The organism is Oscillatoria salina IIICB1 (assembly GCF_020144665.1).
Classification (GTDB): Bacteria; Cyanobacteriota; Cyanobacteriia; order Cyanobacteriales; family SIO1D9; genus IIICB1.
Window position 1 is genome coordinate 1 of the sequence record NZ_JAAHBQ010000034.1, and the last position, 13,916, is coordinate 13,916.

Below are 13,916 nucleotides of genomic sequence, written 5' to 3' on the forward strand. Positions count from 1 at the left end.
CTCAAGAAAAAGCTGCCTCCTTAATTGGGGGCGCTTTTTTTTGTGCATTTTAGCTTCTATAGCTGTAAAATTGCGCGCGATCGCCTATCCTAAACTTTAGAGCGATCGGGGGTAAGCATCAAATGAATGATTTTCTGTTTGGAATTTTCCTAATGTTGGTAATTTTGGGGGTATATTCCTGGTTATCAACTTCACCGGCATCAGCGCAAGTAGCGATCGCTGAAATTAACTACAAAGGAAAAGTCAAGGGTTCTGAATCAGACGAATATATCGAAATTGTTAATAATGGTTCAACTCCTGCCGATTTGTCTGGTTGGCGAATTGAAGCTGGTAATGTTGACCAAGTTTTCTATTTTCCTGCCAGAACTATCTTAAATCCTGGCGATCGCATTCGAGTATATACGAATGAGATTCATCCAGAGTGGGGAGGCTTTAGCTTCGCTAGTAACCAACCAATCTGGAATAATAAAGGCGATGAAGGACTACTTTACGACGCAGCAGGGAATTTAGTTGCTAGTCAGCGCTATAGTTCTTAGGGGCGCTTGAGTTCAGTTTGCCCCTTGGTAAGTAGTCACCAACTGCATTTAATGATTCCTACAAAAGGTGGAAAGCGGATTGTTAATCCAGACGAAGCTTCTGTTTCTTAGTTACGAAAAACGAAACAAGCTTCGCTTAAACCTCGCAAGTCAATAAATGCGAACAAAACGAACAGCAGATCGAGACAAGAACCGATAAAATAGTCTGGATTTAGTGTTAATCGATATACGACAAAAGCCTATGCCGCGCCGAGATGACCTTCATAAAATTCTGATTTTGGGTTCTGGTCCGATTATTATCGGACAAGCTTGTGAGTTTGACTACTCTGGAACCCAAGCTTGTAAAGCACTTCGTGAAGAAGGTTACGAAGTTGTATTAGTTAATTCTAATCCTGCCTCGATTATGACTGACCCGGAGACGGCGGAACGTACCTACATTGAACCGCTCATTCCGGAAATTGTCGAGAAAATTATCGCTAAAGAACGTCCAGATGCGCTACTCCCGACGATGGGAGGTCAAACAGCTTTGAATGTGGCTGTGGATTTGGCAAAAATGGGCGTTCTGGATAAGTATGGTGTAGATTTAATTGGCGCAAAGTTACCTGCAATTGAAATGGCGGAAGACCGCAAGTTGTTTAAGGAGGCGATGGAACGAATTGGCGTTCCGGTTTGTCCTTCGGGAATTGCCAGTAATTTAGATGAAGCGAAAGCACTGGCTGCGGAAATTGGTTCTTATCCGCTTATTATTCGTCCGGCTTTTACTCTGGGTGGTACTGGTGGCGGTATCGCTTATAACCAGGAGGAATATGAGGAGATGGCGGAAGCAGGTATCGATGCTTCTCCAGTGTCGCAAATCTTGGTGGAAAAGTCGCTTCTGGGTTGGAAGGAGTATGAGTTAGAGGTGATGCGCGATTTGGCGGATAATGTGGTCATTATCTGTTCGATCGAAAATCTTGACCCGATGGGTATTCATACGGGAGATTCGATTACGGTTGCACCCGCACAAACGCTGACTGATAAGGAATATCAGCGTTTGCGGGATATGTCGCAGAAAATTATTCGCGAGATTGGGGTGGAAACTGGAGGGTCGAATATTCAGTTTGCGGTGAATCCGACGAATGGCGAGGTGATTGTCATTGAGATGAATCCTCGCGTTTCTCGTTCTTCGGCTTTAGCATCGAAGGCGACGGGTTTCCCGATCGCTAAGTTTGCGGCGAAGTTGGCTGTGGGTTATACTCTCGATGAGATTAGTAATGATATTACTAAGAAAACTCCGGCTTCGTTTGAACCGACGATTGATTATGTGGTTACCAAGATTCCTCGCTTTGCTTTTGAAAAGTTCCCTGGTGCCCAACCTGTTTTAACCACGCAAATGAAGTCTGTGGGCGAAGCAATGGCGATCGGACGGACTTTTTGCGAATCTTTCCAAAAAGCTTTGCGATCGCTGGAAACGGGGCGTTCTGGTTGGGGTTGCGATCTCAGTGAAAAGTTACCTTCTCTGAATCAGGTTCGCGCTAGTTTGCGTACTCCTAACCCGGAACGTATTTTTAGCGTTCGTCATGCAATGCTGTTGGGGATGTCCTCGGAGGATATTTACGAACTAACGGGAATTGATATCTGGTTTTTGGATAAGATGCAGCAACTTCTGGAAACGGAAAAGTTTCTTAAGCGTACTGCCCTGAAAAGCTTGACAAAAGAAGAATTGTATGCAATAAAACAACAAGGATTTAGCGATCGCCAAATTGCTTTTGCCACGAAAACCAACGAAGATGAAGTTCGCGCCTATCGCCAAGAGTTAGGTGTAGTTCCAGTTTACAAGGTTGTGGATACTTGCGCGGCGGAATTTGAAGCGTTTACTCCTTATTACTATTCTACTTACGAGGAAGGAGAATCGGAAGTAGCGCCTTCTGACAAGCGCAAAGTAATGATTTTGGGTGGCGGTCCGAACAGAATTGGACAAGGAATTGAGTTTGACTACTGCTGCTGTCACGCTTCCTATGCGTTACGCAAAGAAGATTTTGTGACAATTATGGTCAACTCCAACCCAGAAACAGTATCCACAGACTACGATACCAGCGATCGCCTTTATTTTGAACCCCTGACCAAAGAAGATGTTCTCAACATTATTGAAATTGAAAATCCCGAAGGGGTAATTATTCAATTTGGCGGTCAAACTCCCCTAAAATTGGCAGTTCCCTTACAAAAATTCTTGCATAGTTCCCTGGCTGAGAAACTGAAAACGAAAATTTGGGGTACCTCTCCAGATTCCATTGATACCGCGGAAGACAGGGAAAGATTTGAACAAATTCTGCGAAAATTAGACATCAAACAGCCTCCCAATGGAATCGCGCGCAGTTACGAAGAAGCCTTAGCGATCGCCGGACGCATCGGTTATCCTGTAGTCGTGCGTCCTTCCTATGTTCTCGGCGGACGGGCAATGGAAATTGTCTATTCGGATAAAGAATTGGAACGTTACATGACGTTTGCGGTTCAGGTAGAACCAGACCACCCCATTTTAATCGATAAATTCCTCGAAAACGCAGTCGAAGTCGATGTAGACGCGATCGCCGATCGTACAGGTAAAGTTGTGATTGGTGGGATTATGGAACACATCGAACAAGCAGGTATCCATTCTGGTGACTCAGCTTGTTCTGTACCTTACACCAGTCTCGCTCCCGCCGCTTTAGAAACAATTCGTACTTGGACGCATAAACTAGCCAATGCTTTAAAAGTCATTGGTTTAATGAACATTCAATATGCAGTTCAAGGCGAAACTGTTTATATTTTAGAAGCAAATCCACGGGCATCGAGAACCGTTCCTTATGTTTCTAAAGCCACAGGTTATCCTTTAGCTGGATTTGCTTCCCGAATTATGGCAGGACAAACTTTAGCAGAACTGAAATTTACTGAAGAACCCACTTTAAATCATGTCGCAGTTAAAGAAGCTGTGTTGCCTTTTGGCAAGTTTCAAGGAACAGATATTATTCTTGGACCGGAAATGCGTTCTACAGGCGAAGTAATGGGTATTGACGCTGATTTTGGGAAAGCATTTGCCAAGGCAGAATTAGGCGCAGGAGAACGTTTACCTTTGTCAGGAACGGTATTTGTTTCTACTAACGATCGCGACAAACCTTTAGTAGTGACCGTTGTCCGAGACTTTATTGAATTAGGTTTCCAGGTTATTGCTACCGAAGGAACTCAAGCAATCCTTGAAGAACATGGTTTAGATGTGGAATTAGTCTTGAAATTGCATCAAGGTCGTCCTCACGTTTTAGATGCAATTAAAAACAAGCAAATTCAACTGATTATCAATACACCTTCGGGACAAGAAGCGCGAGAAGATGGACGTTTAATTCGTCGTACTGCTTTAGCTTACAAAATCCCGATTATTACCACAATTGCTGGGGCAAAAGCTACTGTTTCCGCAATTCGATCCTTGCAGTCTCAACCTTTAGAAGTTAAGGCTTTGCAAGATTATATTACTACCAGTGTGAGTTAGGGATTAGGGATTGGGATCTTGGGATTGGTGATTAGGGATTAGGGATTAGGGATTGGGGATTAGGGATTGGGGATTAGGGAGACAAGGAGTATAAACTGATAACTGATAACTGATAACTATTCACTGAACCCAGTCCCCAGTCCCCAGTCCCCACCTCACCAGTCCCCACCTCCCCACCTCCCCAGTCCCCAGTCCCCACCTCCCCAGTCCCCACCTCCCCACCTCCCCAGTCCCCAGTCCCCAACCAGGTGAGAAAGATGGATGAATTTATGGCTGCCGCGATCGCTGAAGCTAAACAAGGTTTAATCGAAGGAGGAATTCCCATTGGTTCTGTCTTAGTTAAAGATGGTAAAATTATCGGTCAAGGACACAACCAACGCGTTCAAAATGGCGACCCCGTAACTCATGCCGAAATCGATTGTTTGCGGAATGCGGGACGCATTGGTAACTACCAAAATACGATTTTATATTCTACTTTAATGCCTTGCTATCTTTGTGCAGGCGCAGTCGTCCAATTTAAGATTAAAAAAGTAATTGCTGGAGAGTCAAAAACCTTTCCCGGTGCCAAGGAATTTATGGAATCTCACGGTGTCGAAGTTATTGATTTAGACTTAGATGAATGCCAGCAATTAATGAGAGATTTTATCGCCAAAAACCCCTCATTATGGAATGAAGATATTGGTGAATAGTTACTAAATTTAAGAATATTTTCTCAGTATTTATTGCTTAATTAAACATAGTCAAATGCCCAAAATAATTGCTATATTTGCCTTTCTGGCTACGACACTATTCGCCAAATCAGTTTGCGCTAATGTCGGAGTTTTCGCAGGATACGGACATACAATTGAACTTACTGAAACCAAAGATGTTGCTATGATTAGCGAAGAGGTAACTATCATTCCTGGAAGAGGACGCTTCTTATTTGATGGCACAATTCCCGGAATGAATAGAGTTGAATATGTTTGTCAATTTAAACTCCGGAATTTATCAAACGAAAAAGTAAGTATTCAAGTTGGTTTTCCTCTCAATTCGCAGTTTTTCAGTCCTCCCTATAGTAACACACGAGAAACAAGCGATTTAATAGTTGAATATGATTTTATTGCCCAAGAAAAAGGAAAAATATACAACGTCGAATATTTTCCTACTGATAGAAGCGAGCGACTAAAAAATATTTTTTCCTGGACAATCGAATTTGAGGCAAATGAAGAAAAAGATTTAGTAGTAACTTATTCTCTGCCAATTTCAATGGGTTTAAGTTCAACAGCTATTAGTAACGATTTAAGTTATCAAAAAGACTGGTATAAACAACTAGAAATGGCCTTTTTAGAATTATTCGGATATGTTACCGAAACAGGCAAAAGTTGGTCGGGAGTAATCGAAAAAGCAGAATTTGAAGTTTATATCCAAGGATTTGAAGATTATTTAAACAATCGTCCCCTATCCGAGAAAGTTGATGATGAGGGGAAAGACAATTTAATGCAAATGTTTAAGGTTTGGAATCCTTTATTTTGGCGACAGACAACTTGGAATGATTGGTCAGAAGATGAACAAGGTTTTCTGAGAAAGACTTATGAAAACTACGAACCAGAAACCAATTTAGAGTTTAATTATTATATATTATCATTCTTTCCCAAAAATATCGCCGAAGCAACTCTACTTCTGAAAAATTTAGCTAAAAATAACTTTCAAAAAGATGATTATGAAGATTTGAGAGACATTTTTCGAGAATATAATGGTGAAACGACAGGTAATCAAAGAATTCAAGAGTTTCTGAAGAATCAGAAATGGTATCAGGAAGAAAAGCAGCATAAAATTCCTGACGAAGTTATCGAATTGATTAACGAATATATCGATAATTATGAACGACAAAACTGAGTAAATTTGCTTGTGAGTTGAGAAACATCGTCTATAGCAGAGAATGAGTTGGCTGTTGAGATCCTCATTTTCGGAAAACCTTGCTAGCATAGGCTCTGTTGCTGCGCTGCTATAGCGGTGCTGGCACTACTGCGCCATTAACCGCTAAGATCGCTTAAATGATAAAGGATTCGCTGATGCTACTCTCACCTAAAGCCACTTTCACGCTAAAACTCTCTCCGATTTCGCCGCTAAACTGCAACTGGACGTTTTCAGTCTGTTTGGCGATCGCCTGCATCACTACTTCTTCATTATCATTTAACACCATTAATTGCAAATCTTCTGGTAAATAAATTTCCTCACCGTAAGGATAAATATCTACCCAAATTTCCATTTCTAATCCTGTTGTTGGCGCAATTTTTACTAACAAAATTACCTCTTCGCCCCTTGGGGTCAATTTTAATAACTTAGCTCTTTGACGAGGTTCTACCTTAGTAGTTAAACTTGGTAAATTACGGAAACTTAAAGCTATTTTCTGAGGTTGTAAGTAAGTTTCTACTTGCGACCAACCATCAGCAAAAATATTATTTATCCAGTCGCTTAACTTAACTACTGAAGGCTGGTGATTTAAATATTCTAGCAAATATTCCAAAGATGCTAATTCATTTAAAGGCAATTCTTCTCTATTCACCTCAGAAACAAATCCTATTAGCGTTGCTTGGGCTAAAGATTGGTCAAACTGAACTGCTACATAGCCAATTCTCTCAGACCATACTTCCGGAGAAACTTGACAAATATCCGCTCCTGGTAACACAGGAAGACACTCAATTTTACCGAGATTTTTAATTTCTAAATCTGCTGTATTTGTCAGAGTTTGCATGACTGGGTTCCAACTATTACTAGCTGCTAAGTTAGTAGCAATTCCCAAGCAGTTAAGATAGTAATTCACCGCATAAACTGCTAAAGTATTTAAATAAACTTGTTTGATTTTGTGTTCAACGCGATGCTGACTAGAAAACTCTTGTGCTTTTTGGTGTGCAGACAAGCTTAAAGAAACGGTGAATGTGAGATTATGTTTAATTTTTTCAATCATTTTGCTTACTCCTATTAGTTAAATTAGTCAGCTAAATACTCTTTAATAATTGGGGCTAATTTCTGCAAACATCGTAGGTAAAAACTACACAAAGTTGCTTGATGAATCCCTAATTCGCTTTCAATTTCTCGCCATTTATAGCCAGCAATTCTTTGCAAAGCTAGATAACGAAAATTCGCTGCTGGATTATCGGTCATGTGAGTCGCCTGGAAAATTCCTTCTGGATCGTCTTCTAGGTATTTAATAATTTGTTCGGAGAGCGAAGGATTTGCTTCATTTTCTCGATTTAACCACAGATCGTTATCTAAATTATAGAAAATCCTTTGCGAGATCATCTCTGTTGACAGGCGACTATCTGGTAGAGTTATTTCCCGAATAGCTTCTACAAAAAAACGAGTGCCAAATAAAAAGTTTACCCATTGCAATACTTCACCGCGTTCGGGAGAATAATTATCTATTCTTTCATAGATATAACAAAACAGTTTTTGTTTGGCGACATTGTAAATTTCGTCATATAAACCAGGAAATTGTCGCCAATAGGGACGAGTTAGTTTACCTGATGTTTGGATAGCTTCAAAAAGCTTGGTAATAGCTATTTGTCTAGCTGGGCTTCTAGGGGGATACTGCTGCGCTTCAATCGCTATTCTCCTTAAATGTTTATTAAGTTCGTCAATATTCCCGTCAACCACCTTTTACCTCACACAACTTTTATAATTAATTCGCTCCCTTTCACAGAGGTCTCACTTTCAGGAGAGAGAATTTAGGCAGAAAAATAAATTTGTTATAAAACTTTACATAACTCCCCAGTGGGGAAGTGTGCAATCGGGGCTTGGTGTTTTGGCGCCGCGATCGCAGAAAGCTTTAACCTACCTATTTTTTACCGCTTCCGTAGTCAGGAAAAAGAGGCAGGTTACTTATTGACCGGGAAAATGTATACTTTTGTGAAGTTAACTTTTAGAGAGTAACGAGTAACCATGTACATCATTCAAATAGCCTCTGAATGCGCCCCAGTGATTAAAGCTGGGGGCTTAGGCGACGTGGTTTATGGACTCAGTCGAGAATTAGAAACTAAAGGTCACTGCGTCGAGATTATTCTCCCGAAATACGATTGTATGCGGTATGACCACATTTGGGGACTCCACGACGCTTATCTCAACTTGTCGGTACCTTGGTATGGTGCAGCAGTTCACTGTTCAGTGTATTGTGGTTGGGTACACGGCAGGTTGTGTTTCTTTATCGAACCTCATTGCGAAGATAACTTCTTTAATCGAGGTTGTTATTACGGTTGTAACGACGACACGATGCGCTTTGCTTTCTTCAGTAAAGCTGCCTTAGAATTTCTGCAACAAAGTAACAAACGCCCCGACGTCATCCATTGTCACGACTGGCAAACCGGATTAATTCCGGTGATGTTGTACGAGATTTACAAATATCACGGGATGGGAAACCAAAGGGTTTGTTATACCATTCACAACTTTAAACATCAAGGAGTAGCTGGGGTAGAAATTCTTTGGGCGACAGGTTTAAATCGAGAAGAGTATTACTTTCAATACGATCGCCTGCGCGACAACTTCAACCCCTTTGCCTTAAACTTCATGAAAGGAGGGATTAACTACTCGAATGCGATTACGACCGTTTCGCCCCATCACGCTTGGGAAGTCCATTGTGGCGATTTAGGGGCGGGTTTAGGTCACACCTTACATTTACAGCAAGATAAGTTTTCCGGCGTTCTCAACGGGATCGATTTAGATTTTTGGAATCCAGAGAGCGATCGCTACATTCCTTATCATTACACCAAGGAAGATGTAAGCGGCAAACTGCAAAACAAAAAAGCCCTCCGAGAACGTTTATTACTGCAACATAACGATAAACCCCTCATCGCCTATATTGGGCGCTTAGACCAACAAAAAGGCGTTCATTTGGTACATCACGCCATCTACTACGCCTTACACAAAGGGGCACAGTTTGTGTTGTTAGGATCGGCAACAGAACCAGGAATTAACTCTTGGTTTTGGCATGAGAAAAACTTTTTAAACAACAATCCCGACTGTCATTTAGAACTAGGATTTAATGAAGAATTATCCCACTTAATTTATGCTGGGGCTGACATGATTATTGTTCCCAGTAATTACGAACCTTGTGGCTTAACTCAAATGATTGGCTTAAAATACGGGACTGTCCCGATTGTGCGGGGAGTAGGAGGACTGGTAAACACAGTTTTCGATCGCGATTACGACCAAAATAAACCTCCTGAAGAACGGAACGGATATGTATTTTACCAAAGTGATTTTCAGGCTTTAGAATCAACAATGGATCGGGCTTTAGGCTTGTGGTTTGACTATCACGACGAATTCCAAAAGTTGATTAAGCAAAGCATGGAGTACGATTACTCTTGGAACCATCCTAGCGATCGCTATATCGAGATTTACGATTTTATTCGCCATAAGTAAACGAAAATATTTTCTAGAGACGTTGTACGCAACGTCTCTACAATCTTAAATTCAGTTACTTAATAACTTTTTTCTTCTTCCTCAATCGGGCGCGGTGTAAAAAACTGAATCTCATTTAAGTCAATAATATAAGCTTCATTACCGTCGCGAATCACTCGTTTTTGATGGCGAGGGTAATCACCAATTTCTATTGACTTGCGTTCGCCACCCATCAAGTAAACTAGATCGGTATCGAAAGGATTGCGTAAATGATGAGCAACTGAAGGAGTGGGAAACCCCATAAAATCTCCCGCACCAACTTCAAATTCTTGGTCAGCAATTTCCGCAATGCCGCGTCCCGATAAAATATAAAGAAACTCTTCTTCGTGATGGTGGGCATGATAAATAAAGGATTCTTTACCTGGTGGGATGCGTCCCCAACGCAAAACCAGACGTTGTAAACCGACGAGATCGCTGATATTTCGTAAATAAACCTCTGAATTGGGATTAAGCGGGTGTCCAAAGCCAAATTCTGGCGAATTTGCTAAATCTTTAGCTCGAACTAAGTAAGGGTTAGTCTCACTCATAATTATCTCCTGAAAATTTACGCGATCGCACTACACTTATTTTCTCAAATTTTACTTAATTAAATGGAAAATCTTTTAGACACAATCAAAGACCCCCTGATAGCTGCCAACGATACCATTACTGACATTTCTCTCGTCAAGATTGTCCTCGTTGTTACTGTTTTCACTCTGAGTCTAGCTTTAAGGCAAATTTTCTCTGCCGTTGTCATCAAAAGAATCGAAGTTTTAACTAACAATACAGAAACCCAACTTGATGACGAGCTAGTTAGTATTCTCAAGGAACCATTAAGCTGGCTGATTTTTGTAGGTGGACTTTGGTTAATTCAGATTATTGTCTCAGAAAACCTCAGCTCAGAATTAAATAAATTGAGCATCAAAATTATCAGTTTTCTAGCGGTAACTGCGATCGCTTATATGGTTTATTTTGCTGCTCCAATCTTGGGTGAGTTTCTCAAAAATTTGACTCTCAAAACCGAAACTGAATTAGATGATTTGCTCGTTCCTTATCTGCCCAAATTATTTCGCTTACTGGCAATAATTGTGGTCTTATTAAAAGCCAGTGAAGTGTTTTTAGGGGCTTCGGCTGGAGCATTAATCGGTCTTCTGGGTGGTGCTGGTGTTGCTTTAGGTTTATTATTTAAAGATTTAATTTATGACTTGTGTTGTACGGTGATTATCTACACAGATAATCTCTTTCGCTCTGGCGATTTGGTGTCAGTAGAAGGAATTGATGGTTTACTAATAGTCAATCATATTGGCTTGAGAAGTACAACTTTAAGTGTTTTGACGACAAATGCTTTGAAAAAAATGCCTAATTCCAAAATGATTAATGGAGTTGTAGAAAATTGGTCGCAACCTTTACCCGCCGGGGAAGAAAAATCAATTGGAATTACTTTAACTCTACAAATTGATTGTATTTCCGCAGAACAAACTGCCCGTTTTTGCGAGCGTTTGCGCGAAATTCCGAAGATGATTGATACCTTAAGCGATCGCTTTTTTATTTGGTTTAGTGGGATAAATCAAAATGCTCGTGTTATTCAAATTAATGTTTTTGCTAAGGTGAATAATCCTGGTTTGTACTTTGAGACTATTGAACGAGTTAATTTGGCAATTTTAAAGATAGTAGAAACAGAGGGGATTGAAATGTTATCTTCGGTGCCAATTGAAATTATTAGTGGTTTTGAGGCTAATTCACAACAAATTCAACCAGTGGAAAATTGATCTTTGCAAAATGCTGAGATAACTTAATTAAATTAGTCGCTCGCTGATAAAATCTGGGCTAGTTCTGGGGCAACTTTTTGCTCTAAATTTAAACTGGATACAGCCTTTTCAAAAGCAACTTTTGTCACCAGAAAAGCCTTGATTTCTTGTAGTTCCATCCAAGTTATCTCGCTGTTAATATAAGCTTTGGCGAGGGCGATAACTAAATCTTGATATTCGTTACCTTCCATCTCAGTCATCATGCGATGGTGAATATCAAATTTGCTATCAAAGCAGTGATACCAAGATTTGGGTTGTTGTTGGACGACCATTTTAAATAAAGCTTTTTCATCCCCATGACTGACGACGCGATCGCGATCGCTGGCGACAATTAACATGGGAGTATTAACTTGGCTGGCGGCTTGTTCGAGTAATTGCTGTCCGAGGTCGTAAAATAGTCGTAATCTGGGAATGGGAAAACCGTGGTAGCCAAAATTTCCTGACGCATCTTTGTTCGCCCATTCGTAATAAAAAGGTAAAATTTCTATTAATAAGTCAAGAGGTGGTAAACTACTACTCAGGTAAGGTGCAAATAAAAGTGCGCGATCGATAGTTTTGGGACTATTTAAAGCTAACCAACCTGTTAAAGTTGCGCCAGTGGATAAACCGCCAATGATAATTTTTTCTCCTAAGTTTTGGGCGATTTGTAACCAATCGCGAGCAAAGTTTTGATAAACTCGAATGTTAGTAGGTAAAGGTGGAGGGTTGTCGCCGTTCCAGTCTCCGGCTATACCATGACCGGGTTGCAAAGGCACTAAAACATTATATCCCGATGCAAACAAAGCTTTTCCCAAGGGCGCAAATTGGTATGGAGCTGCGGTAAAACCGTGGAAGAAAAGGCAAACTTTTGCTGTGGGATGAGGTTGAAGAAAGAAGCGAGAACGACATTGTTGGTTGCGGAGTGGTAAAGTTTGCTCGCGAGAGCGAACTTGTTCGAGAATTGTCGCGATTGTGGTAGCGTAGTTCGACATAAATAGATCGAATAAAATCTCGCCTCCTGATTCTAAATTTCTACCAGGGGCAACCACGAGCAGATTGCCCCTAACGGTTTTAACCTCTAGTTTTCTCAGACCAAACTCTGGTAGGTAGTCCCCAGATATAAATAAAGCCTTCTGCGGTTTTGTGGTCGAATTTGTCTCCAGCACCGTAGGTGGCTAAGTCAGGGGCGTAAATCGAATTTTCTGATTTGCGTCCGACTACGATCGCGTTACCTTTGAATAACTTGACTCGCACAGTACCCGTAACTCGTTCTTGGGTTTGGTCAATAAAGGCGTCGAGGGCTTCTTTTAAGGGGTTGTACCACAAGCCGCGATAAATTAATTGAGCGTAGGTGTCTTCAATTCCGCGTTTGTATTGGGTAACGTCGGCGGTAAGGGTTAAACTTTCTAAGTCGCGGTGAGCGTTAATTAAGACTAACAAAGCTGGTGCTTCGTAGATTTCCCGCGATTTTATCCCGACGACGCGATTTTCCATCATGTCGATGCGTCCGTAGCCGTGTTTGCCAACTAATTCGTTAAGTTGGTTAATTAATGTTACGGGATCGAGGCTTTGATTATTCAGGCTTGTGGGAACGCCTTTTTCAAAGCCAATATCGACGTATTCTGGTTGATCTGGAGTCTCGGCGACATCTTTCGTCATTAAAAAGATTTCTGCTGGGGGTTCCGTCATCGGATCTTCCAACGGACCTGCTTCAATCGAGCGACCGAGTAAGTTACGGTCGATACTGTAAGGAGAAGACTTTTTCACTGGTGCGGGAATGCCAAATTTTTCGCCGTAGGCGATCGTTTCTTCGCGTGTCATCCCCCATTCTCTTGCAGGTGCTAGCACTTTAATATTCGGATCGAGTGCCATAATACCCACATCAAAGCGCACTTGATCGTTTCCTTTCGCCGTACAACCATGTGCGACTGCATCCGCACCGTATTTATGCGCTGCTTCGACTAACATTTTTGCAATTAACGGACGAGCTAAAGCCGTTGACAGGGGATAGCGATTTTCGTACAGCGCATTGGCTTTAATCGCTGCAAAAGCGAATTCTTGAGCGAAAGTTTCCTTACCATCAATAACTAAAGATTCCGACGCTCCCGATTTTAAGGCTTTTTCTTTAATTGGACCGAGTTCTTCTCCCTGACCTAAGTCTGCGGCTAAGGCGATTACCTCTTCTATTCCCCACTCTTGTTTAAGATAGGGAATACAAACCGAGGTATCAACTCCACCAGAATAAGCAAGCACAACTTTATTAGCGCGACCCATAAACTTGTCACCATAGAAAAACGACTAATGGGCTATTGTATCTGGTAAAGGAATCGAAATGCGATCGCTACCAACGATCTCTGTCACCAGATTGTCAGCGATACTTGACTAATCTTCTTTGAACCACATTTTCCAGGTTGCCCCGAAACCCGCAGTTAGTCCCGCAATTAAACCAAAACTCATCCCTTCTAGCTGTTTCACAAGCGGATCTTTGGTGACGCATTCTTCAGTTGGTTCAACGACACATTGATTAATTTGCGCTTGACTGGAGACGCCACCAAAAACGATTCCTAATGTGGCACAAATGGTAAAGAAGGCTAAATGACGATTGATTTTTCTATCCATAGATAGATGCTCATTGCTAAAGGTTATTCTTATTTTGCCCAGAACTACCTAATTTAGCAA

General features: G+C 41.2%; 12 protein-coding genes. 6 read left to right on the forward strand and 6 right to left on the reverse strand.

The window, feature by feature from the left end:
- Nucleotides 1-122: 122 nt before the first annotated feature.
- From G3T18_RS11725 to G3T18_RS11740, 4 genes are all read left to right on the forward strand, one after another.
- Entirely contained in the window at nt 123-536 is a 414-nt protein-coding gene (locus G3T18_RS11725; RefSeq protein ID WP_224410741.1) for a lamin tail domain-containing protein, read from the forward strand.
- A 241-nt stretch (nt 537-777) separates the two neighbouring features.
- Nucleotides 778-4,035, forward strand: a complete 3,258-nt coding sequence (carB, locus tag G3T18_RS11730) for a carbamoyl-phosphate synthase large subunit (protein WP_224410787.1) — start codon at nt 778-780, stop codon at nt 4,033-4,035.
- Nucleotides 4,036-4,292: 257 nt separating this feature from the next.
- The gene (locus G3T18_RS11735) at nt 4,293-4,724 is read left to right on the forward strand and encodes a nucleoside deaminase (protein ID WP_224410742.1); all 432 of its coding nucleotides are present in this window, start codon (nt 4,293-4,295) and stop codon (nt 4,722-4,724) included.
- Between the two features lie 55 nt (nt 4,725-4,779).
- Nucleotides 4,780-5,910 carry a hypothetical protein gene (locus tag G3T18_RS11740; protein ID WP_224410743.1) on the forward strand — a complete coding sequence of 377 codons (1,131 nt, stop codon included), beginning with the start codon at nt 4,780-4,782 and terminating at the stop codon, nt 5,908-5,910.
- A 154-nt stretch (nt 5,911-6,064) separates the two neighbouring features.
- Here the strand turns inward: G3T18_RS11740 and G3T18_RS11745 are convergent, their stop codons facing one another.
- The gene (locus tag G3T18_RS11745; RefSeq protein ID WP_224410744.1) at nt 6,065-6,982 is read right to left on the reverse strand and encodes a DUF1822 family protein; all 918 of its coding nucleotides are present in this window, start codon (nt 6,980-6,982) and stop codon (nt 6,065-6,067) included.
- A gap of 23 nt (nt 6,983-7,005) precedes the next feature.
- The gene (locus G3T18_RS11750; protein ID WP_224410745.1) at nt 7,006-7,671 is read right to left on the reverse strand and encodes a sigma-70 family RNA polymerase sigma factor; all 666 of its coding nucleotides are present in this window, start codon (nt 7,669-7,671) and stop codon (nt 7,006-7,008) included.
- Nucleotides 7,672-7,956: 285 nt separating this feature from the next.
- Between G3T18_RS11750 and glgA the strand changes: the two genes are divergently transcribed.
- The gene (gene glgA / locus G3T18_RS11755; RefSeq protein ID WP_224410746.1) at nt 7,957-9,432 is read left to right on the forward strand and encodes a glycogen synthase GlgA; all 1,476 of its coding nucleotides are present in this window, start codon (nt 7,957-7,959) and stop codon (nt 9,430-9,432) included.
- A 59-nt stretch (nt 9,433-9,491) separates the two neighbouring features.
- Here the strand turns inward: glgA and G3T18_RS11760 are convergent, their stop codons facing one another.
- Entirely contained in the window at nt 9,492-9,998 is a 507-nt protein-coding gene (locus G3T18_RS11760) for a cupin domain-containing protein (protein ID WP_224410747.1), read from the reverse strand.
- A gap of 63 nt (nt 9,999-10,061) precedes the next feature.
- Between G3T18_RS11760 and G3T18_RS11765 the strand changes: the two genes are divergently transcribed.
- Nucleotides 10,062-11,219, forward strand: coding sequence for a mechanosensitive ion channel family protein (locus G3T18_RS11765; protein WP_224410748.1), 1,158 nt, complete (start codon nt 10,062-10,064; stop codon nt 11,217-11,219).
- Between the two features lie 32 nt (nt 11,220-11,251).
- Here G3T18_RS11765 and G3T18_RS11770 read toward each other — a convergent pair whose 3' ends face one another.
- The 3 genes from G3T18_RS11770 to G3T18_RS11780 form a co-directional block, all read right to left on the reverse strand.
- Entirely contained in the window at nt 11,252-12,286 is a 1,035-nt protein-coding gene (locus G3T18_RS11770; RefSeq protein ID WP_224410749.1) for an alpha/beta hydrolase, read from the reverse strand.
- Nucleotides 12,287-12,308: 22 nt separating this feature from the next.
- Complete coding sequence (locus G3T18_RS11775; protein WP_224410750.1) at nt 12,309-13,511, reverse strand: argininosuccinate synthase; 1,203 nt, start codon at nt 13,509-13,511, stop codon at nt 12,309-12,311.
- Between the two features lie 108 nt (nt 13,512-13,619).
- Nucleotides 13,620-13,856, reverse strand: a complete 237-nt coding sequence (locus G3T18_RS11780) for a hypothetical protein (RefSeq protein WP_224410751.1) — start codon at nt 13,854-13,856, stop codon at nt 13,620-13,622.
- Nucleotides 13,857-13,916 lie beyond the last annotated feature (60 nt).

Excerpts from the sequence above, each read along its gene's own strand:
- G3T18_RS11725 (WP_224410741.1), top strand. The coding sequence starts at position 123 with ATGAATGATTTTCTGTTTGGAATTTTCCTAATGTTGGTAATTTTGGGG.
- carB (WP_224410787.1), top strand. The coding sequence starts at position 778 with ATGCCGCGCCGAGATGACCTTCATAAAATTCTGATTTTGGGTTCTGGT.
- G3T18_RS11735 (WP_224410742.1), top strand. The coding sequence starts at position 4,293 with ATGGATGAATTTATGGCTGCCGCGATCGCTGAAGCTAAACAAGGTTTA.
- G3T18_RS11740 (WP_224410743.1), top strand. The coding sequence starts at position 4,780 with ATGCCCAAAATAATTGCTATATTTGCCTTTCTGGCTACGACACTATTC.
- G3T18_RS11745 (WP_224410744.1), bottom strand. The coding sequence starts at position 6,982 with ATGATTGAAAAAATTAAACATAATCTCACATTCACCGTTTCTTTAAGC.
- glgA (WP_224410746.1), top strand. The coding sequence starts at position 7,957 with ATGTACATCATTCAAATAGCCTCTGAATGCGCCCCAGTGATTAAAGCT.
- G3T18_RS11760 (WP_224410747.1), bottom strand. The coding sequence starts at position 9,998 with ATGAGTGAGACTAACCCTTACTTAGTTCGAGCTAAAGATTTAGCAAAT.
- G3T18_RS11765 (WP_224410748.1), top strand. The coding sequence starts at position 10,062 with ATGGAAAATCTTTTAGACACAATCAAAGACCCCCTGATAGCTGCCAAC.
- G3T18_RS11775 (WP_224410750.1), bottom strand. The coding sequence starts at position 13,511 with ATGGGTCGCGCTAATAAAGTTGTGCTTGCTTATTCTGGTGGAGTTGAT.
- G3T18_RS11780 (WP_224410751.1), bottom strand. The coding sequence starts at position 13,856 with ATGGATAGAAAAATCAATCGTCATTTAGCCTTCTTTACCATTTGTGCC.